15 protein-coding genes and 1 pseudogene are annotated in these 21,011 nt (G+C 71.4%); 12 read left to right on the top strand and 4 right to left on the bottom strand.

The features are described from left to right. The first annotated feature begins 95 nt into the window (after positions 1 to 95). On the top strand, positions 96 to 1,703 hold the full coding sequence (locus FBY22_RS29425; protein ID WP_142151005.1) for an MFS transporter: 1,608 nt from the start codon (positions 96 to 98) through the stop codon (positions 1,701 to 1,703). 95 nt (positions 1,704 to 1,798) lie between these two features. Beyond that, positions 1,799 to 2,989, top strand: a complete 1,191-nt coding sequence (locus FBY22_RS29420) for an acyl-CoA dehydrogenase family protein (RefSeq protein WP_142151004.1) — start codon at positions 1,799 to 1,801, stop codon at positions 2,987 to 2,989. 37 nt (positions 2,990 to 3,026) lie between these two features. Here FBY22_RS29420 and FBY22_RS29415 read toward each other — a convergent pair whose 3' ends face one another. Beyond that, entirely contained in the window at positions 3,027 to 3,467 is a 441-nt protein-coding gene (locus tag FBY22_RS29415) for a cell division protein SepF (RefSeq protein WP_142151003.1), read from the bottom strand. Between the two features lie 301 nt (positions 3,468 to 3,768). Here FBY22_RS29415 and FBY22_RS29410 point away from each other — a divergent pair, with 301 nt between their 5' ends. From FBY22_RS29410 to adhE, 6 genes and pseudogenes are all read left to right on the top strand, one after another. Next, a complete protein-coding gene (locus FBY22_RS29410; RefSeq protein ID WP_174267289.1) occupies positions 3,769 to 4,929 on the top strand; it encodes a DUF5685 family protein in 1,161 nt (386 codons plus the stop codon). Positions 4,930 to 5,058: 129 nt separating this feature from the next. Then, positions 5,059 to 5,682 (top strand): ATP/GTP-binding protein, encoded by a 624-nt coding sequence (locus FBY22_RS29405; RefSeq protein WP_142151001.1) that lies wholly within the window; start codon positions 5,059 to 5,061, stop codon positions 5,680 to 5,682. A 448-nt stretch (positions 5,683 to 6,130) separates the two neighbouring features. Next, positions 6,131 to 7,033: a S1 family peptidase gene (locus tag FBY22_RS29400; RefSeq protein WP_142151000.1), complete on the top strand. Its 903-nt coding sequence runs from the start codon at positions 6,131 to 6,133 to the stop codon at positions 7,031 to 7,033. Between the two features lie 115 nt (positions 7,034 to 7,148). Then, positions 7,149 to 8,032: pseudogene (locus tag FBY22_RS29395) on the top strand (slipin family protein). 235 nt (positions 8,033 to 8,267) lie between these two features. After that, a complete protein-coding gene (locus FBY22_RS29390) occupies positions 8,268 to 9,347 on the top strand; it encodes a S1 family peptidase (protein WP_142150999.1) in 1,080 nt (359 codons plus the stop codon). 199 nt (positions 9,348 to 9,546) lie between these two features. Further along, entirely contained in the window at positions 9,547 to 12,141 is a 2,595-nt protein-coding gene (gene adhE, locus FBY22_RS29385; RefSeq protein ID WP_142150998.1) for a bifunctional acetaldehyde-CoA/alcohol dehydrogenase, read from the top strand. On the opposite strand, the gene FBY22_RS29380 is transcribed toward adhE, so the two are convergent. Continuing rightward, on the bottom strand, positions 12,129 to 13,199 hold the full coding sequence (locus FBY22_RS29380) for a DUF3533 domain-containing protein (protein ID WP_142150997.1): 1,071 nt from the start codon (positions 13,197 to 13,199) through the stop codon (positions 12,129 to 12,131). The two genes, adhE and FBY22_RS29380, sit on opposite strands and share 13 nt — an antisense overlap. Positions 13,200 to 13,350: 151 nt before the next feature. On the opposite strand from FBY22_RS29380, the gene FBY22_RS29375 reads away from it, so the two are divergent. After that, positions 13,351 to 16,863 carry a DNA polymerase III subunit alpha gene (locus FBY22_RS29375; protein ID WP_142150996.1) on the top strand — a complete coding sequence of 1,171 codons (3,513 nt, stop codon included), beginning with the start codon at positions 13,351 to 13,353 and terminating at the stop codon, positions 16,861 to 16,863. Next, complete coding sequence (locus FBY22_RS29370) at positions 16,860 to 17,828, top strand: DNA polymerase thumb domain-containing protein (RefSeq protein WP_142150995.1); 969 nt, start codon at positions 16,860 to 16,862, stop codon at positions 17,826 to 17,828. Before FBY22_RS29375 ends, FBY22_RS29370 begins: the two co-directional genes overlap by 4 nt. Before the next feature lie 18 nt (positions 17,829 to 17,846). On the opposite strand, the gene FBY22_RS29365 is transcribed toward FBY22_RS29370, so the two are convergent. Continuing rightward, on the bottom strand, positions 17,847 to 18,221 hold the full coding sequence (locus FBY22_RS29365) for a cupin domain-containing protein (RefSeq protein WP_142150994.1): 375 nt from the start codon (positions 18,219 to 18,221) through the stop codon (positions 17,847 to 17,849). 120 nt (positions 18,222 to 18,341) lie between these two features. On the opposite strand from FBY22_RS29365, the gene FBY22_RS29360 reads away from it, so the two are divergent. Together FBY22_RS29360 and FBY22_RS29355 are read left to right on the top strand one after the other, a co-directional pair. Further along, entirely contained in the window at positions 18,342 to 18,788 is a 447-nt protein-coding gene (locus tag FBY22_RS29360; protein ID WP_142150993.1) for a MarR family winged helix-turn-helix transcriptional regulator, read from the top strand. Between the two features lie 172 nt (positions 18,789 to 18,960). Continuing rightward, a complete protein-coding gene (locus tag FBY22_RS29355) occupies positions 18,961 to 19,821 on the top strand; it encodes a triacylglycerol lipase (RefSeq protein WP_142150992.1) in 861 nt (286 codons plus the stop codon). 61 nt (positions 19,822 to 19,882) lie between these two features. Here FBY22_RS29355 and FBY22_RS29350 read toward each other — a convergent pair whose 3' ends face one another. Beyond that, positions 19,883 to 20,857, bottom strand: coding sequence for a lytic polysaccharide monooxygenase (locus tag FBY22_RS29350; RefSeq protein WP_142150991.1), 975 nt, complete (start codon positions 20,855 to 20,857; stop codon positions 19,883 to 19,885). Between the last annotated feature and the right edge of the window lie 154 nt (positions 20,858 to 21,011).

The following is a 21,011-nucleotide window of genomic DNA, read 5'->3' as shown; positions in this document are numbered from 1 at the left end:
GGGCCGGAGACAGCCGCTCCTCTCCGGCCGAGATCATGGGGAGTCCCCACCCCATGTGCCCGCCGAACGCGAGGAAGCATCTGGGAGGTACGTACATGTCCGGGACGACCACGGCCGCCGTCGCGCTGCGCCGTCGGGCGGCCGGGGCCGGTGCCAACCGCTGGGTCGTCCTCTTCGTCCTCTGCACGAGCCTGCTGCTGGTCGCGCTCGACGCGACCGTGCTGCACGTGGCGGTTCCGGCCGTCACCGAGGACCTCAGGCCCGGCGCGATAGAACTGCTCTGGATCGTCGACGTCTACCCCCTCGTCTGCGCCTCGCTGCTGATCCTCTTCGGCACGCTGGGCGACCGAGTCGGGCGCAGACGGATCCTGCTCCTCGGCTACGCCCTCTTCGGCCTCGCCTCCGGCGTGGCGGCCCTCGCCCACGACCCGCAGGTCCTGATCCTCGCCCGCGCGCTGCTCGGCGTCGGCGGCGCGATGATCATGCCCGCCACGCTGTCGATCCTGCGCCAGGTCTTCCCGGACCGGCGCGAGAGGGCCCTCGCCATCGGCGTCTGGAGCGCGGTCGCCGCGGTCGGCGCCGCGGTGGGCCCCCTGCTGGGAGGCTTCCTGCTGGAGCACTTCTGGTGGGGCTCGGTCTTCCTCGTCAACATCCCGCTGATGCTGATCAGCCTGCCGGTCGGACGACTGCTGCTGCCCGAGTCGCGGGGCGCGGCCAACGGCCCCTGGGACGTGGTCGGCGCGCTGATGGCGGCGGCCGGCCTGTTCGGTGTGGTGCTGGGCGTCAAGCGCCTGGGCGGCGGGGAGCCGCCGCTCAGCGTCTTCACGCTTGCCCCGCTGGCGGTCGGCGCGGTGCTGCTGGTCCTCTTCGTACGGCGACAGCGCCGGCGTGCGCATCCACTGGTCGACCTCGGCATGTTCGCCCGGCCCGCGTTCAGCACCTCGGTGGGCTGCATCGTGCTGGCGATGCTCGCGCTGGTGGGCCTCGAACTGATCGCGGCCCAGTATCTGCAGCTGGTGCTCGGGCTGTCGCCGCTGGAGACGGGTCTGCGGCTGCTGCCGCTGACCTTCGCGGCGATGGCGGCGGGGCTCGCGGGCGCTCGCATGCTGCGCCGCTTCGGGCCGCGCCGCATGGTGTCCTTCGGGTTCTGCCTGACGGCCGGCGCGGTGCTGCTGCTGACGGTGATGGGCGGGACGGACAACGCGGGGCTGCTGGTGTCCGGGTTCCTCCTGCTGGGCTTCGGTCTGGAGACCACCCTCTTCGGCGCCTACGAGTCGATGCTCAGCGAGGCTCCGCCGGCGCAGGCCGGCGGGGCGGCGGCCATCGGGGAGACGTCGTACCAGCTGGGCGCCGGAATCGGCATCGCCCTCCTCGGCAGCGTCATGAACGCGGCCTACGCGCCCGGGCTGTCGTCCGTCCCCGGTGTACCGGCGTCGGCGTCCGCCGCGGCGGCGCACTCGCTGGGCGAGGCGTACGACGTCGCCGGGCGGCTGGGCGGGCCCGTCGGCGTGGCCCTGCGCCGGGCGGCCATGGACTCCTTCGTGCACGGACTGCACGTGACGCTGCTGGTGAGCGCGGGCCTGCTGCTGCTGGGCGCGCTGATGGCGCTGCGGCTGCCGCGGACCATGCAGTGCGCGGAACTCCCGGCACCGGTGGAGCTGCCCGCGCCACGGGAGGTCGCCGAATCCCGCGTCTCGGCGTAGGGCCGGTCACTGGACGTGCGGGAGACTGCGTCGTAACGTCGGCTCCAGAGTCGTGACTAGCGCTGCTAGTTTTTCGTGTGCCGGAGGGTGTTCTGATGTCCGCGTCCTCGAAGTTGCCCCCGTTCGATCCCGCCGATCCCCTCGGCATCGACGACCTGCTGGAACCGGAGGACCTGGCCGTACGGGACACCGTGCGGGCCTGGGCCGCGGACCGTGTGCTGCCCCATGTCGCCGAGTGGTACGAGAAGGGCGAACTGCCGGTCATCCGCGAGCTCGCCAAGGAGCTCGGGGCGATCGGAGCGCTCGGAATGTCGCTCGACGGGTACGGCTGCGCGGGCGCGAGCGCCGTGCAGTACGGGCTCGCCTGCCTGGAGCTGGAGGCCGCCGACTCAGGGATCCGGTCCCTGGTGTCCGTGCAGGGCTCCCTCGCCATGTACGCGATCCACCGGTTCGGCAGCGAGGAGCAGAAGCAGACGTGGCTGCCGCGGATGGCCGCCGGCGACGTCATCGGATGCTTCGGCCTGACCGAGCCCGATTACGGCTCCGACCCCGCCTCGATGCGGACCTACGCCAAGCGCGACGGCTCCGACTGGGTGCTCGACGGGCGCAAGATGTGGATCACCAACGGCTCCGTCGCCGGGGTCGCCGTGGTCTGGGCGCAGACCGAGGAGGGCGTCCGGGGGTTCGTGGTGCCCACGGACAGTCCCGGGTTCTCCGCCCCCGAGATCAAGCACAAATGGTCCCTGCGGGCGAGCGTGACCAGTGAACTCGTGCTCGACGACGTACGGTTGCCCGCCGACGCCGTGCTGCCGGAGGTCGTGGGGCTCAAGGGACCGCTGAGCTGCCTGTCCCACGCGCGGTACGGCATCGTGTGGGGCGCGATGGGAGCCGCCCGGTCCTGTTTCGAGACCGCCGTCGACTACGCGAAGGCACGCGAGCAGTTCGGCCGGCCCATCGGCGGCTTCCAGCTCACCCAGGCCAAACTCGCCGACATGGCCGTCGAACTGCACAAGGGGATTCTGCTCGCCCACCACCTGGGGCGGCGCATGGACGCCGGCCGCCTGCGTCCCGAGCAGGTCAGCTTCGGCAAGCTCAACAACGTACGGGAGGCCATCGAGATCTGCCGGACGGCCCGGACGATCCTCGGGGCCAACGGGATCTCCCTCGAATACCCCGTCATGCGGCACGCGACCAACCTCGAGTCGGTGCTGACGTACGAGGGCACCGTCGAGATGCACCAGCTCGTGCTGGGCAAGGCGCTCACCGGGCTCGACGCATTCCGGTGAACCCTGCGCGGGGGCAGGGCCGGTGAGCGGCCCTGCCTCAGCTCTGGTTGAAGAACCCGTCCTCCCGGCGCCCGGCCGGCTCACCGCTGACGATCTCGGTGTTGGCGGGGGTCAGCAGGAACACACGGGTCGCGACCCGCTCGATGGTGCCGCGCAGGCCGAAGGTCAGCCCGGCCGCGAAGTCGACGACGCGCTTGGCGTCGGCGGCCTCCATGGCCGTGAGGTTCACGATGACCGGCACGCCTTCGCGGAACAGCTCGCCGATGGCGCGCGCGTCCCGGAAGCTGTCCGGGGTCACCGTGCCGATGCGGCGGCCCTTCTCCTCGGCGACGTCCGAGGCCACCTTGACCCGCGGGTCGGTGACCCAGGCTTCCCCGGGCTGCTCGGTCCCCTCGGAGTAGTCGTCGTCGTAGTAACGCTCGTCATCGTTGTCGTCGACGAGGCCAAGCCAGGCGCTCGCCTTGCGTACCGATCCCATGGACGCCTCCTCTCACAGCGGTCTTTCTTGCTTCCGCATGCCTATCGTCATCCATGATGCGGATGCCGCGCCAAGTGGATAGACGCCGCGCGGGGGGTTTGTGACGGTACTGGTGCACAGCGAATACGTCGAGAGCCCGGGTGCCCCAAGGGTCCTGCGGTAAACGGCTGCTGACTGTGAGTGAAATATGATTCTTCGCGGCGTACGGGTGATGAGCGGAGCGTCCGGGTGAACGAGCGGCCGCTACGATGCGGCAGCTCGCCGCATATCGGATGGCACACGCGCCACGGGGGGGAACGTCGTGTTCGGAATCGTCAGGCCTTGTATTCATCGGCTCGGAGAGAGCCTCAAAATCCAGTGGACAGCGCATTTGTGCGGGCTGTGTCTCGCGCTGCGCAAGGATCACGGACAGTTCGCGCGGCTCGTGACGAACTACGACGGGCTGCTGATATCGGTTCTGACGGAGGCTCAGGCCGGACCGGCCGGCAACCGGCGGCGCACGGCGGGGCCCTGTCCGTTGCGCGGAATGCGCACCGCTTCCGTCGCTCAGGGTGAGGGCGCGCGGCTCGCGGCCGCGGTCTCGCTGGTGCTCGCCTCGGCCAAGGTGCGTGACCATGTCACCGACGGCGACGGACTGCTGGCGCGCGGGCCGGTGGCGTTCGCCGCGCGCAGGGTGGCCGCGAACTGGGATGCCGCGGGGACCCGCAGCGGATCGGGCGTCGGCTTCGACACGGCGGTGCTGACCGAGGCCGTGGACCGGCAGGCGGGCATCGAGGCGCTCGCCGGGCCCGGGACGCCGGTCCTGACGGTCACCGAGCCGACCGAGACGGCGACCGCCGCCGCCTTCGCGCACACTGCGGTGCTGGCCGGGCGCCCGGAGAACGCCGTACCGCTCGCCGAGGCCGGGCGGCTCTTCGGACGGCTCGCCCATCTGCTGGACGCCGTGGAGGACCGCGAGTCCGACGCCGCGTCAGGTGCCTGGAATCCGCTCACCACGACGGGCACCCCGCTCACCGAGGCCCGGCGGCTGGCCGACGACGCCCTGCACGGCATACGGCTCGCCCTGCGGGAGGCGGAGTTCACCGACGGCAGGCTGGCACACCGGCTGCTCGTGCACGAGCTGCGCGCCTCCGTCGACCGCGCCTTCGGGACCACCTCCTGCGGACACGGCACGGCACCCTCGCTCGCCGGACCGTACGCGCCGCCCGGTCATCCGGGCGGGCCGCCACCCGGGCCGCCCCGGCGCGACCGGCGCGGGCTGTTCGCCGGGTGCGCGGTGTGGGCGGGCCTGGCCTGCACGTGCCAGATGTGCTGCGGCCAGTACGAGGACCCGTGGAGCCGCGAGCGCAAGGACGGTCTGTGCAACGGCACCGACTGCGGCGACTGCTGTGACTGCTGCAACTGCTGTGACTGCGACTGCTGTGACGGGTGCGACTGCTGTGACTGCGGCTGCGACTGCTGAGCCTTGGGCGGCCGCGAGCGCCGGATCCGGCACGGCCGCGGTGAACGGCGGCGCGCCCCCGGACGTACAACTCGTCGTGGGCGGGGCGACGCTGACGTACGAACGGCGGCACGTGGAGGGTCAGGGATCATGTCCGGGCGCTGTGACGAGGTCGTGCCGCTTGCCGTGAAGATCGTGGTCAGCGGAGGCCTCGGGGCCGGCAAGACCACGTTCATGGGGGCGATCTCGGAGCTCGGGACGGTGGACTCGGAGGCGGCGATCATCCAGGTCTCGGTGGGCGTCGACTCCCTGGACGGCGTCGAGTCCAAGACCACCACGACCGTCGCCCTGGACTTCGGCCGCATCACCCTCGATCCGACCATCGCGCTGTACCTGTTCGGGACGCCCGGGCAGGGCCGGTTCTCCTTCCTGTGGGACGACCTGGTGGGGGGCGCGCTCGGAACGGTCGTCCTCGCCGACCCCCGCCGGATCGAGGAGAGCTTCCCGGCGGTCGACTACTTCGAGACCCACGGCACGCCCTTCGTGCTGGCGGTGAACCGCTTCGACGGCGCCGAGCGGTTCGAACTGGAGGACGTCCGGGAGGCGCTGGGCCTCGACGTCGAGGTTCCGGTCCTGGAGTGCGACGCGCGTGAACGGGCCTCGGTGCGCAATGTGCTGGGGGCGTTGATGGACGAGGTGGTCGGCGACCGGGCCGCGGCTTCCGAAGGGCGGGCGACCGCGAGGCGTGGGGCACGTGCCGTCACGACAAGGTGAGATGCGGGCGAACCGGAAAGCGGATGCGGACGGGCGAATTCCGGACATCCCCGGGTGCACGGACCGTCCACGGCGCCCGGGGCGCCGTCGACCGTGGGCCGGGCGGACGCGATCCGGGGCCCGTCGCCCTCCCGACTTCGCCTGGACCAGGGGTAGTTGACGCCTCCTGAGCCTTGGCGCGCCCGGCCTTGCCGCCGAGGGGTGTACGACGGTCGGCGGCTGTCGCAAGTTGGTCCGAACCAGGGCGTGCATGGCCAAAACTCATGGCTCGTTCACTGTTCGACGGCCGAAAGGCGCCCTTGCGGCTACCGGCCGTTCGGCCGAATACTCCCGGCAAGCGCTTGTCAGGGGCATGTGTGTCCGCAATCCGGACGACGGGTCCCCGGCTGCGCCTCACGGGGCCCCGACCCCACGCGGGCCCCCCGACTTCCCCTTGGGAGGAACGAACGTGAGGATCAAGCGCACTACCCCCCGCAGCGGCATTTCGAGACGGAGCCGGCTGATCGCCGTCACCACCGGCCTCGTGGCCGCCGCAGCATTCGCGGTCCCCAGCGCGAACGCGTCCGAGACCCCCACCACCTTCAGCGCCTCCGCCCTGAAGGGTGTGAGCGGCTCGGTGCTCAAGGCAGACGTCCCGGGTACCGCCTGGGCCGTCGACAGCACGACCCACCGCGTTGTCGTCACCGTCGACAGCACGGTCTCCAAGGCGGAGATCGCCAAGATCAAGCGCGAGGCCGGCGCCAACGCCGGTGCCCTCACCATCAAGCGCTCGGCCGGGCAGTTCAAGCCGCTGATCTCCGGCGGCGACGCCATCTACGGCGGCTCCTACCGCTGCTCGCTCGGCTTCAACGTGCACAGCGGCAGCACCTACTACTTCCTGACCGCCGGTCACTGCGGTGAGGTCGCCTCCACCTGGTACTCCAACTCCGGCCACACCACGGTGCTGGGCAGCAACGTGAGCTACAGCTTCCCGGGCAACGACTTCGCCCTGGTGCGCTACACCAACTCCTCGGTCTCGCACCCGAGCACGGTCGGCAGCCAGACCATCACCAGCGCGGCCACCCCGAGCGTCGGCACGACCGTGTACCGCCGCGGCTCCACCACCGGTACGCACAGCGGCCGGGTCACCGCGCTGAACGCCACCGTCAACTACGGCGGCGGCGACGTCGTCTCCGGTCTGATCCAGACCACGGTCTGCGCCGAGGGCGGCGACAGCGGCGGTCCGCTGTACGCGGGCACCGTGGCCTACGGTCTGACCTCCGGCGGCAGCGGCAACTGCACCTCCGGCGGCACGACCTTCTTCCAGCCGGTCACCGAGGCGCTGAGCTACTACGGCGTGAGCGTCGGCTGACGTCCTCCTTCAGTGGCCCCCGCACACGAACGGCGTGCGGGGGCTCCCTCTTGTCCCGGCCCGGAGTTACCGTCGAGTGACGGGTAGGGCTCAGCTCAGTCCCCTGGGGGCCGGCATGGTCGAGGAGCTGGTGGCGGCGGGAGTGACCCTCGCGTCCGCCGGAGTGGTGTACGTGATGGCGGCGGCGCGGGTCGTCAAGCAGTACGAACGGGGTGTGGTCTTCCGGCTCGGGCGGCTCAGGCCCGAGGTGCGCGGACCCGGGTTCACGATGGTCGTGCCGTTCGTGGACCGGCTGCAGAAGGTCAACATGCAGGTCGTGACGATGCCGGTGCCCGCGCAGGAGGGCATCACCCGGGACAACGTCACGGTGCGGGTGGACGCCGTCGTCTACTTCAAGGTGACCGGGCCGGCCGAGGCGGTCGTCCGGGTGGAGGACTACCGGTTCGCGGTCTCGCAGATGGCGCAGACCTCGCTGAGGTCCATCATCGGCAAGAGCGAGCTGGACGATCTGCTCTCCAACCGCGAGAAGCTCAACCAGGGGCTGGAGCTGATGATCGACAGCCCGGCCGTCGAGTGGGGCGTCACCATCGACCGCGTCGAGATCAAGGACGTGTCCCTGCCGGAGACGATGAAGCGCTCCATGGCCCGGCAGGCCGAGGCCGACCGGGAGCGGCGGGCCCGGGTCATCAACGCCGACGCGGAGTTGCAGGCGTCGAAGAAGCTCGCCGAGGCGGCCAAGGAGATGTCCGAGCAGCCGGCCGCGCTGCAACTGCGGCTGCTGCAGACCGTGGTGGCGGTGGCGGCCGAGAAGAACTCCACGCTCGTCCTGCCCTTCCCGGTGGAGCTGCTGAGGTTCCTGGAGAAGGCACAGCAGGCGGTGCCGACGGCTCCCGCGCAGCCACCGCAGCCGGCGCCGCAACCGGTGCAGGAGCAACTCCCGCCCCCGCCGAGCCCCGGATGAACCCGGAACCCGAAGGGTCGATTTCCGGACAGGACTAGACCTCACGGAGTGCGCACGGGTTGTCCGCGCGCGGTGTTTGCACTGTGAAGGCCTTGGGTGACCGTTGACCGTCAAATGGAAGAGGGGCGTGCGAAGCGCGTTCTACGCGCGTCCTGAACACGCCCTTGTGTGCTCCCCGTCGGCCTCGGAATAGTGAGCGCCGTTCAACGCCTTCCGGCCCCCCGAGGTCCCCACAACCCCGGTCCGGGCCATCCCCCCACAGGAGGACGAGAGTTGAAGCACCGACGCATATCCAGGCGGCGTGCGGCCCTGACCGGGGCGGGCATTGCCGCCCTGGTGGCCGCGGGAGTCACCTTCCAGACTGCGAACGCCAGTGAGCCCGCGAAGACTTCCGCGCCGCGGACACTGTCGCTCGCCGCGGCCGGAAAGCTCGCCTCGACACTCGGCGACGACCTCGGTACGGCGGCCGCGGGAACGTATTACGACGCGAAGGCCAAGAGCCTCGTCGTCAACGTCCTCGACCGTGACGCCGCCCAGACGGTCGAGGCGGCCGGCGCCAAGGCCAGACTCGTCGTCAACTCCCTCGCCGAACTCGACGCCGCCCGGACGACACTGACGAAGGACGCCACCATCCCGGGCACGTCCTGGTCGACCGACCCGGTCGGCAACAAGGTCGTCGTGACCGCCGACAAGACGGTGTCCGCGGCCGAGTGGGCCACGTTGTCCAAGGTCGTCGACCGCCTCGGAACCAAGGCCGAACTCAAGCGCTCGCAGGGGGAGTTCAAGCCCTTCGTCGCGGGCGGTGACGCCATCACCGGCTCGGGCGGCCGTTGTTCGCTGGGCTTCAACGTCACCAAGGGCGGCGAGCCCTACTTCCTCACCGCCGGGCACTGCACGGACGCGATCTCCACCTGGTCGGACTCCAGCGGGAAGCAGATCGGCACGAACGCCGACTCGCAGTTCCCGGGCAACGACTTCGGGCTGGTCAAGTACACGGCCACCGTGGACCACCCGAGCGCGGTCGACCTCTACAACGGCTCCACACAGGCCATCACGCACGCCGCCGAGGCCACCGTGGGCGAGAAGGTGACGCGCAGCGGCTCCACCACCCAGGTCCACACCGGTACGGTCACCGGTCTCAACGCCACCGTGAACTACTCCGAGGGCACGGTCAGCGGCCTCATCCAGACCGACGTGTGCGCCGAGCCCGGCGACAGCGGCGGCTCGCTGTTCGACGGCGACGCGGCGATCGGGCTGACGTCGGGGGGCAGCGGCGACTGCACCTCGGGCGGCGAGACGTTCTTCCAGCCGGTCACCGAGGCCCTGTCGGCCACCGGGACGCAGATCGGCTGAGCACGGCCGGCGCCGAGGTCCCGCCCCCTGTGCGAGGGGGCGGGACCTCGCGTGTCTCCCCCCCCGGCGCCCACCGGGACCTTCCGCCACACCTGCAGGGACCTTCTTCCTTTCATTGGGGCCGTTCTCGTATCGATGATCGATCGCCGCCGATATCGAATGGAGGTGTCGGAGAAGGCTGGGACGAAGGAGGCCTGACATGCAGGTCGTGGACCGGGTGAACGAACTGGTGGAGAGCGCCCTCGAGGCGCTGGGCCGGTTCGAGTCGTACGACCAGGAGCAGGTCGACCACATCGTCACCAAGGCGTCCCTCGCGGCGCTCGCCGCGCACGGGGAGCTGGCGAGCGCGGCCGTCGAGGAGACCGGGCGCGGACTGTTCGAGGACAAGGCGGTCAAGAACATCTTCGCCTGCGAGCACGTCACCCACTCGATGCGCGGTCTGCGCACGGTGGGCGTCGTCCACCGCGACGAGCTCACCGGCGTCACCGAGATAGCGGAGCCGGTCGGTGTCGTGTGCGCGATGACGCCGGTCACCAACCCGACCTCCACCACCGTCTTCAAGGCGCTCATCGCCCTCAAGACCCGCAACCCGATCATCTTCGCCTTCCACCCGAACGCCCAGAAGTGCTCGCGCGAGGCCGCCCGCATCGTGCGGGACGCGGCGATCGCCGCCGGTGCGCCTCAGGGCTGCGTGCAGTGGATCGAGGAGCCGTCGATGGAGGCGACCCGGCTGCTGATGAACCACGACGGCGTCTCCACCATCCTCGCCACCGGCGGCAACTCGATGGTCCGGGCCGCCTACTCGTGCGGCAAGCCCGCCCTGGGCGTCGGCGCCGGAAACGTGCCCGCCTACGTCGCCGCCGACGCCGACCTCACCCGGGCCATCCACGACATCGTCCTGTCCAAGGCCTTCGACAACGGCATGATCTGCGCCTCCGAGCAGGCGATCGTCCTGGACGCGCAGGTGTACGAGGCGGGTGTCGCCGAGATGAAGCGGCTCGGCGCCCATGTCGTCACCGCCGCGGAGAAGGAGAAGCTGGAGGAGTTCCTCTTCGGTGTCGCGGCCCGCGGCGCCAACTGCGCGACCGCCAGGCTGAATTCGACGGCGGTCGGCAAGTCCGCCTCCTGGATCGCGGAACAGGCCGGGTTCGCCGTGGCGGAGGGCACCTCGATCCTGGTCGCCGAGTGCGCGGAGGTCGGCGAGCGCGAACCGCTGACCAGGGAGAAGCTGTCCCCGGTGCTGGCCGCGCTGAGGGCCGAGGACACCGAGCAGGGAATCCGGCTGGCCATGCAGATGGTCGAGTTCGACGGCCTCGGGCACTCCGCCGCGATCCACACCGAGGACGAGGAACTGGCGGAGGAGTTCGGCAAGCGGGTCAAGGCGATCCGCGTCATCGTCAACGCGCCGACCAGTCTCGGCGGCATCGGCGACGTCTACAACGCCTTCCTGCCCTCGCTCACCCTCGGCTGCGGCTCGTACGGGCACAACTCGGTGTCCAACAACGTCTCCGCGGTGAACCTGCTCAACATCAAGCGGATCGGGCGGCGCAACAACAACATGCAGTGGTACAAGGTGCCGCCGAAGATCTACTTCGAGAAGGGCGCGCTGCGCTACCTGAAGGCCATGCCCGACGTGCACCGGGTCACGATCGTCACCGACCGCACCATGGAGCGGATCGGCTTCGTGCGCCGGGTCACCGAGATCCTCAACTCCCGTGAGGAGCCGGTGCTGCTGCAGTACATCGACAACGTCGAGCCCAACCCGGAGCTGGCCACCGTACGGGCGGGCGCGGCCGAGATGCGGGAGTTCCGGCCGGACACCATCATCGCGCTCGGCGGCGGCTCGCCGATGGACGCGGCGAAGGTCATGTGGCTGATGTACGAGCGGCCCGAGGTGGAGTTCGCGGACACCAAGGAGAAGTTCTTCGACATCCGCAAGCGCGCCTACCGCTTCCCCCAACTCGGCGACAAGGCCAAGCTGATCGCCATCCCCACCACGTCGGGCACCGGCTCCGAGGTGACCCCGTTCGCGGTCATCTCCGACCCCGAGGCCGCCCAGAAGTACCCGCTCGCCGACTACGCCCTCACCCCGCACGTGGCGATCGTCGACCCGGTCCTGGCGATGAACCTCCCGCCGACGGTCACCGCCGACTCCGGCTTCGACGCCCTGACCCACGCGACGGAGGCGTACGTCTCGGTCTACGCCTCGGACTTCACCGACGGCCAGTGCCTGCAGGCCATCAAGCTGATCTTCGAGAACCTGGAGGCCTGTGTGAAGGAGGGAGCCCGGGCGCCCAAGGCGCGGGAGCGGATGCACAACGCGTCGACCATCGCCGGCATGGCCTTCGCCAACTCCTTCCTCGGTCTCGTCCACGCCATGGCGCACACCCTGGGCAACACCTTCCACGTCGCCCACGGCCGGACGAACGCGCTGCTGCTGCCGCACGTCATACGGCACAACGGCAGGATGACCCACAAGGCCACCCCGTGGCCCAAGGCCGAGACCTACCGGGCCCCCGAGCGCTACCAGGACATCGCCCGCATGCTGGGCCTGCCGGCCGCGACCCCCGAGGAGGGTGTGGAGTCGTACGCCCGCGCCGTCGAGGACCTCCGCGAGCGCTGCGGCATCCCGGCCTCCTTCCAGGAGGAGGGAGTCGACGAGGAGGCCTTCCTCGCCGCCATCCCGCAGCAGGCCCTGAACGCCTACGCCGACCAGTGCGCGCCCGCCAACCCGCGGATGCCGATGATCGACGACATGCGGGAGCTGATGCGCAGGGCGTACTACGGCGTCTGAGCCGGCCGGGGCCCGCCCCGACGCCTCGTCCGCAGCACCGCCGCCACCAGCGTGATCACGATCCCGGCCGCCGCCCATGCCGAAAGCACCAGCAGGGCGGCGGTCGTGTCGTTGCCGTCGAAGTAGGCGATGGACCGGGCCACCCAGGTGCCCGCGCCCGGCGGCAGCACCGGCCCGATCGCCTTCCAGAACGGCGGCAGCATCGGCAGCGGGAAGGCGCCCCCCGCGCTCGGGTTGCCCGCGATCACCACGAGCAGGATCGCCAGACCGATGCCGACGATCCCGAAGACCCCCTGGAGCGCGAGCGTCGCCGCCCCCACCGCGAAGGTCACCAGCGCCCCCAGCCCCCACAGAGCCGCCACACTGCCCGGCAGCGCGCCCAGGATCGGTCCCACGATCACCGCGCCCCCGAGCCCCCCGACGACCGACACCAGCACCATCACGGCCAGCCGGATCGTCGCGCGGCTCGCGTTGGCGGGCCGGGCGCCCGTGCTGATCGCCAGGATCGAGGCGCACAGATAGCCGCCCACGCACCAGCCCACCACCAGGTAGAAGGACGTGAGCCCGTCGAAGTCGTGGGAGGACGCCGGCGCCACGTCCACCGTCCGGACCGTCCGCTGCTGGGAGGCCTCCAGGACGGTGAGGTACTTCTCCAGGGTGGTCGCGAGGACGGTGCCGCCACCGGAGGCGACCAGGAGCGTGTCGGTCGTCCGGGCAGGGTTCACGATCAGCGCCCCGTCGATGTCCCGGTTCATGATCTGCTTCCGGGCCGTCGCCTCGTCGGCCGGCGCGCGCGGGTCCAGTGGTGAGCCCGGCAGCCTCTCCAGCCGGGTCACCGCCTGCTGGGCCGCGGCCGCCGGCGCGACGACACCGAAGGGCACGTCCCGGGGCTTCGGGTCGTGCAGCGCGCCCACGTAGGAGGCGATGAACAGCAGCTGGAGGGCGATCACACCGATGACCAGCACGGTGGCCCGCGAGGTGACGGCGTCCTTCACCTCGGCGAGGAAGGAGGACGAACGGGAAGCGGGTGGAGCGTCGGCGCCGGTGGTCTGCGTCATGCCCCCAACGTCGAGGCTGGCGGACGTTTGCGCAGGTGGGACGCGCCCGAACGGATTCCGTACAAGTGTTCGAGAATGGGGGTATGGTGGGAGTGTCGTCGGGAACAGATGTTCGAGAGTCGTTCGGGGCTCGCGAGTGCGGGAGGTGCGTGTGCCGGGTTTCACGCATCTGCACACCGTCTCCGGGTTCTCCCTGCGCTACGGCGCCTCCCACCCGGAGCGGCTGGCCGAGCGCGCCGCCGAGCGGGGCATGGACGCCCTCGCCCTCACCGACCGCGACACCGTCGCCGGCACCGTCCGCTTCGCCAAGGCCTGCGCGAAGGCGGGCGTCCGCCCGCTGTTCGGCGCGGAACTCGCGGTGGAGCCGCCCGCCCGGCTCCGGGAGGACGATCCGGTACGACGGAACAGGCGCCGCACCCCCGTACGCGGCGGCGCCTTCATCGACGAGTCGACCCCCCGCGTCACCTTCCTGGCCCGCGACGGCGCCCGCGGCTGGGCCGACCTGTGCCGTCTGGTCACCGCCGCCCACACCGCCGAGGACCTGCCCTTGCTGTCCTGGGACGCCAACCACGCCGACGGCCTGACCGTCCTGCTCGGCCCCGCCTCCGACGTCGGCCGCGCACTGGCCGCCGGCCGCCCCGACCGCGCGGCCCGGCTCCTCGCCCCCTGGCGGGAGATCTACGGCGACGCCCTGCGCCTGGAGGCCGTCTGGCACGGCCGCACGGGCACCGGCCCCGGCTCCCTGCGCCTGGCCGCCCGTACCGTGGGCTTCGCCGCCGAGCAGGGCGTCCGGCCGGTGCTCAGCAACGCCGTCCGCTACGCCGACCCCGGCCTCGGCCCGGTCGCCGACGTCCTGGACGCGGCCCGTCGGCTCGTCCCGATCGACCCAGCGGGGGAACTGGACTCCGGTGAGGCCTGGCTCAAGGGTGCCGACGACATGGCCCGGGTCGCCGAGCGTGTCGTCGAGGCCGCGGGCTTCCGGCGCGAGACCGCACACCGGCTGCTGGAGCAGACGCGGGCCACGGCCGCCGAGTGCCTGGTGGACCCCGAGGACGACCTCGGCATGGGCTCCGTCCACTTCCCCGAACCGCACCTGGTCGGCGCGGGCCGCCGCACCGCCCAGCGGGCGCTCGCCTCCCGGGCGGCGGCCGGGATGGTGCTGCGCGGCCACGCGGGAAAGCGCGCGTACTGGGAGCGGATGCACCACGAGCTGGACATCATCGCCCACCACGGCTTCGCCTCCTACTTCCTGACGGTCGCTCAGGTGGTGGACGACGTGCGGGACATGGGCATCCGCGTCGCCGCGCGCGGCTCCGGCGCGGGCTCCCTGGTCAACCACCTCCTCGGCATCGCGAACGCCGATCCGGTCGAGCACGGGCTGCTGATGGAGCGCTTCCTGTCCAAGGAGCGGGTCGTGCTGCCCGACATCGACATCGACGTGGAGTCCGCGCGCCGGCTGGAGGTCTACCGCGCGATCATCGGCCGGTTCGGCGAGGAACGGGTCGCCACCGTCGCGATGCCGGAGACCTACCGCGTCCGCCACGCCATCCGGGACGTGGGCGCGGCCCTGTCCATGGACCCCGCCGAGATCGACCGGGTCGCCAAGTCCTTCCCGCACATCCGGGCGCGCGACGCCCGCGCGGCGCTGGCGGAGCTGCCCGAACTGCGGAGGCTGGCGGGGGAGCAGGAGAAGTACGGCCGGCTCTGGGAACTGGTCGAGGCCCTCGACGCCCTCCCGCGCGGGGTCGCCATGCACCCGTGCGGGGTGCTGCTGTCCGACGCGTCCCTGCTCGGCCGTACCCCGGTCATGCCGACCAGCGGCGAGGGGCTGCCCATGTCGCAGTTCGACAAGGACGACGTGGAGGACCTCGGACTGCTCAAGCTGGACGTCCTGGGCGTACGGATGCAGTCGGCGATGGCGCACGCGGTCGCCGAGGTGGAGCGGGCGACGGGGGAGCGGATCGACCTGGACGCGCTGGCGCCGGGCGACCCGGAGACGTACCGGCTCATCCGCTCCACCGAGACGCTGGGCTGCTTCCAGATCGAGTCGCCGGGCCAGCGGGACCTGGTGGGGCGGCTGCAGCCGGCCACTTTCCATGACCTCGTCGTCGACATCTCCCTCTTCCGGCCCGGACCGGTCGCCGCCGACATGGTGCGGCCGTTCATCGAGGCGAGGCACGGACGGGCGCCGGTCAGGTACCCGCACCGGGATCTGACGGAGCCGCTGAAGGGGACGTACGGGGTCGTCGTCTTCCACGAGCAGATCATCGACATCGTCGCCGTCATGACCGGCTGCGGGCGCGGCGAGGCGGACCGGATCCGGCGCGGGCTGTCCGACCCGGAGTCCCAGGGGCGGATCAAGGTGTGGTTCGCCCAGCACGCGGCGGCGAACGGATATGACGCAGAAACGATTCAGCGCACCTGGGAGATCGTCGAGGCCTTCGGGTCGTACGGCTTCTGCAAGGCGCACGCGGTCGCCTTCGCCGTGCCGACGTACCAGTCGGCGTGGCTGAAGGCGCATCACCCGGCGGCCTTCTATGCGGGGCTGCTCACCCACGACCCCGGGATGTACCCGAAGCGGCTGCTCCTGGCGGACGCGCGGCGGCGCGGGGTGCCGGTGCTGCCGCTGGACGTGAACAAGTCGGCGGTCGCTCACCGTATCGAACTGTTGTCTGAATCTGATGAGGTGTGGGGTCTGCGGCTGGCACTCTCCGATGTGCACGGCATCAGCGAGGCCGAGGCCGAACGGATCGCCCAGGGGCAGCCGTACGCCTCCCTGCTGGACTTCTGGGAGCGGGCCCGGCCGAGCCGGCCGCTGGCCGGGCGGCTCGCCCAGGTCGGCGCCCTGGACGCGTTCGGCGCCAACCGCCGCGATCTGCAGCTGCACCTGACCGAGCTGCACCGGGGCGCCCGGAGCGGGGGCGGCGGCCAACTCCCGTTGGCGGGAGGGCGCAAGACCGCTCCGGCCGGGCTGCCGGACCTGTCGGAGGCGGAAAAGCTCAGCGCCGAACTGGGCGTGCTGTCGATGGACGCCTCGCGAAACCTGATGGACGACCACCGAAAGTTCCTCGACGAGCTGGGCGTGGTCTCGGCGCGCCGGCTGCGGGAGACGCGGCACGGGGAGACGGTACTGGTCGCGGGGGCGAAGGCGGCCACCCAGACGCCGCCGATCCGGTCCGGCAAGCGGGTCATCTTCTCCACCCTGGACGACGGCACGGGCCTGGTCGACCTCGCCTTCTTCGACGACTCCCACGACACCTGCGCCCACACCGTCTTCCACTCCTGGCTGCTGCTGGTGCGCGGGGTCGTGCAGCGGCGCGGGCCGCGCAGCCTGAGCGTGGTGGGCGCCGCCGCCTGGAACCTCGCCGAACTGCTGGAGGTGCGCGAGGAGGAAGGCCTCGACGGCGTCGCGGCCCGGCTCGCGGAGCCGCCCGCCGACGGCTCCGCCCCGGCGGACGGCGACGGTTCGTCACCGGCGAGGCTCGCCGGTTCGGACGGGTGGCCGGCGCCCGCGGGCTCCGCGGCCCGCGACCCGATGGAGGACCGGAGGATCCGCATGCCCACGGGGTACGAGATGCACCCCTGGGCGGATCTGCGCCCCGCGGGCGAAGGGCCCGCGGTGGGAAGGAAGTTGTGGCACCAGAGCCCCGGGAGTGCGGGATGACCGTTCTGTGCGTACGTTTCCAGCTGCCGCCGGCGCGCGAGGCGGCTCTGCCGGGGCTGCTCGGCCTGCTGGAGGAGTTCACGCCGGTCGTGGAGGCGCTGCCGCCGGACGGGGCGCTGGCCGATCTGCGGGGCGCCGAACGGTACTTCGGGCGCAGCGCCGTCGAGCTGGCCTCGGTGATCCGCGTCCGCGCCCTCGCCCTGCACGGCGTCGACTGCGTGATCGGCGCGGGACCGGGGCCGATGCTCGCCCGCGTGGCCCTGCGCGACGCCCGGCCCGGCGTGACGTGCGCGGTGCCCGAGGACGCCGTGGCGGAGTTCCTCGCGAACCGGCCGGTGGCCGCGCTGCCCGGGGTCGGTACAGCCACCAGCCGCACCCTGTGCGAGTACGGCCTCGACACCCTGGGCCGGGTGGCGGCCGCCCCTCTCTCCACGCTCCAGCGCCTGATCGGCGCGCGGGCGGGCCGCGAACTGCACGACAAGGCGAACGGCGTCGACCGCGGCCGCGTCGTCCCGAACGGCGTCTCGCGCTCCCTGGCCACCGAACGTCCCTTCCCGCTGGACGAGTTGGACCCGGACCGCCATCGCCGCGCCCTGCTGTCGGCCGCCGAGGAACTGGGCGCCCGGCTCCGCGCCCTCGACAAGGTCTGCGGCACCCTCACCCTCACCGTGCGCTACGCCGACCGCACCGCGACGACCCGCACCCGAACCCTGCGCGAGCCGACCGCGCACTCGGCCGCCCTGACGAGGGCGACGTACGCCCTGTACGAGGCCCTCGGCCTGCAACGCGCACGCGTGCGCGCCCTCGTGCTGCGCGCCGAGTCCCTCGCGCCCGCCGAACAGGCCTCCCACCAGCTCACCTTCGACCCCGTGGACGAGAAGGTCCGCCGCGTCGAGGAGGCCGCGGACCGGGTGCGGGCGAAGTTCGGGCCGGGGGCCGTGATCCCGGGGGCGCTGGCGGCGTGACGTCCCCGGGGCGGAAGGTCAGTTGGCCCAGGGAGGCGTGAGCCGCGTGCCGTCGGCCAGTTCCGCCTCCAGGCCGATCGACGTGGTGACCCAGGAGATCGCCGTCTGGTCGGTCGGGTTCTCCACGGTCAGGGTCGCGCCGGGGCTGACGATCAGTGTGTCGCCCGCGGTGATCCGGTCGGTGCGGTCGTCGAGCGTGACGACCAGTTCGCCGACGAGCAGATGGAAGATCTCCTCGCGGCTGACGGTGTGGGCGGGGGCCCTGGTGCCGGGCGGGATCTCGCCGCGCCAGGCGCACAGTTCCTTGCTGCCGGTGCGCGGGGTGGCGTACGAGACGAAGCGGGCGCCGTGGATCTCGTGGGTGACCGCTTCGGACGTGCGGATGACGGGCATGGGGCTCCTTCGACGGAAGATGATCGAGTTCGACGGAGGATGGTCAAGCTGCTTGACCATCCGGGATGCTTCTATAGTCAAGCTGCTTGACCAGTCCGTCAAGGGTGTTTCAATGCCTCCGTGCACAACTCCGAGGCCATGGCCCTGTCCGCCGCCCTGCTCGCCGTCGCCGGCGAGCTCACTCAGCGCATCAACGAAGGCGTCGTCGCCCGTGGCTTCGAGGGGGTGCGGCCCGCGCACGGATTCGCCTTCGCGCGGCTGGCCCCGGACGGGGCGACGGTCACCGAACTCGCCGCGCACCTCGGAGTCACCAAGCAGGCCGCCAGTCAGCTCGTCGACGAGGTCGTGCGCAAGGGGTACGCCGAGCGGCGGCCGCATCCCGCGGACGCGCGGGCGCGACTGGTCGTGCTGACCGAGCGCGGGTGGGCCTGCACCCGGGCCGCGGAGGCGGCCGCGGCGGAAGTGGTGCGGGAGTGGGCGGACGTACTCGGCGAGGGTGAAGTGCGGGCGCTGCGCGATCAATTGGGGCGCATCGCGCCCTATGGTCCGATCCGGCCCGCCTGGTGACGGTTCATCGGCAGCTACCGGCGAGTCGGTTATCACTGGAAGTTTTTACTGACGCGTAACTTCACACTTCCACTACTCGTCCGTAACTTGACGAGTGAACAGCATCCTTCGTGATCCGGATCACAGGGCGTAAGGCCATCGCAACTCCCTTGAGCCGCAAGGAGATCACACGATGCTGCCCTGGAAACGAGTGCTCAGACCCCTGGCCGCGGTGCTGCTCACCGCCGCGGTCGCCCTCGTCCCCGCCACTGCCGCCCACGCCACCACCGCACCCTCCACCGGGTGGAACGACTACTCCTGCAAGCCGTCCGCCGCCCACCCCCGCCCCGTCGTCCTGGTCCACGGCACCCTCGGCAACTCCGTCGACAACTGGCTGGGCCTCGCGCCCTACCTGGAGAACCGCGGCTACTGCGTCTTCTCCCTGGACTACGGCCAGCTCTCCGGCGTCCCCGTCTTCTACGGCCTCGGCCCCATCGACAAGTCGGCCGGGCAGCTCTCCGCCTTCGTCGACAAGGTGCTCACCGCCACCGGCGCCGCCAAGGCCGACCTCGTCGGCCACTCGCAGGGCGGCATGATGCCCCGCTACTACCTCAGGTTCCTCGGCGGAGCCGCCAAGGTGAACGCCCTGGTCGGCATCGCGCCCGACAACCACGGCACCGACCTGAACGGTCTGACCAAGCTGCTGCCCTACTTCCCGGGCGCCGCCGACCTGCTCACCGCCGCCACCCCCGGCCTCGCCGACCAGATGGCCGGTTCCGCCTTCCTCACCAAGCTCAACGCCGGCGGCGACACCGTCCCCGGCGTCCACTACACCGTCATCGCCAGCAAGTACGACGAGGTCGTCACGCCGTACACGAGCCAGTTCCTGAGCGGCTCCGACGTCCACAACGTCCTCATCCAGAACCTGTGCTCGCTGGACCTCTCCGAACACGTCCTGATCGGTCTCACCGACCGGATCGCCTTCCATGAGGTGGCCAACGCGCTCGACCCCGCGCACGCCACCGCGACCACCTGCGCGTCGGTGCTGAGCTGACGCACGAGCGGGGCTCGTCCGGCCTGAGCCGCCGGACGGGCCCCGCTCCTTCGTGGCCGTACTAGCGGCCGTGCCGTCCGCCGTCGTTCGCGCGGCGGCGGACCGAGGCGAACAGGGCGGCCGAACCGAGCGCCAGGGCGGCCGCACCGCCCACCGCGAGGTACGGAGTCTCCCCGCCGCTTCCCGTCTCGGCGAGGCGCTCCGAAGCGACGGCCGCCTGCGGGGCGTTGGCCGGAGTGGGATCAGCCGACGTCGCGGCGTCCTGGTCACCGTGCCCGTGATGCTCCACCGTCGACCTGCCGGCACCGGCCTCGATCTGCGCGTCGGAGGGCGTGGAGGCGGTGGGCGCGGGTGACGAGCTGGTCGTCGTACCGCCGCCGGCCGGCTTCGCCGCACCTCCGCCGAAGTTCACGTCGGAGCAGGAGTAGAACGCCTCCGGACTGTCCGAGCGCTGCCAGACCGCGTACAGCAGCTGCCGGCCGGAGCGCTCGGGGAGCGTGCCGGAGAAGGTGTAGAAGCCGCCCGAGGCGACCGGGTCGGTGGCGGTCGCGACCGGGTGCTCCAGGTCCAGGTCGGACCAGGCCAGTGGCTTGGCCGCGTCGTATCCCGCCTTGGTTGCGTACACCTTGAAGGTGCCCTTGTGCGGGGCCGTCACGCGGTACTTGAAGGTGTACGACCCACTGTGCACGCTCGTCGCCGGCCAGTCCGCGCGCGCCAGGTCGAGGCCCTTGAACTCCTCGTTGTTCGCGCTGCACAGCTTGCCGTCCGGAATCAGCTGCTGGTGGCGGCCGTCGGCGTCGCCGATACGGATGCCGTTCCAGTCGTAGAGCGCCTGGGTACCGCCGGTCGCGACCGCCGCCTTGCAGGCGTCCGACCTCGGGCTCTCCGGGTTCTCCGCGTAGCACTGGGCGACTCGGCTGACCGGGTCGCCCATCGTCCCGTGCGCCGACGCCGGGGTGGCGGCGAGGGCGGTCAGGGCGAGCGGAGCGGCGCCGAGGGCGGCGATCGTGGCGACCGTGCGGCGGCGTGCGGGCATGCGGAATCTCCTCGGAAACGGTTCCGGTCTGGTCGGCGCCGATCACGAGCGATCGGGAGCCGTATCCAAGAAACCGTGAAATCGCCTGCTGGAGGCGGGTGCGGGAGATCCTTATGCTCGCGTTAAGGGAGTGCTGAGACGGAGATCAGGTAGG

Source organism: Streptomyces sp. SLBN-31, assembly GCF_006715395.1.
Lineage (GTDB): Bacteria > Actinomycetota > Actinomycetes > Streptomycetales > Streptomycetaceae > Streptomyces.
Note: the sequence above shows the minus strand (reverse complement) of the source record. Positions and strands in the feature narration are given on the sequence as shown.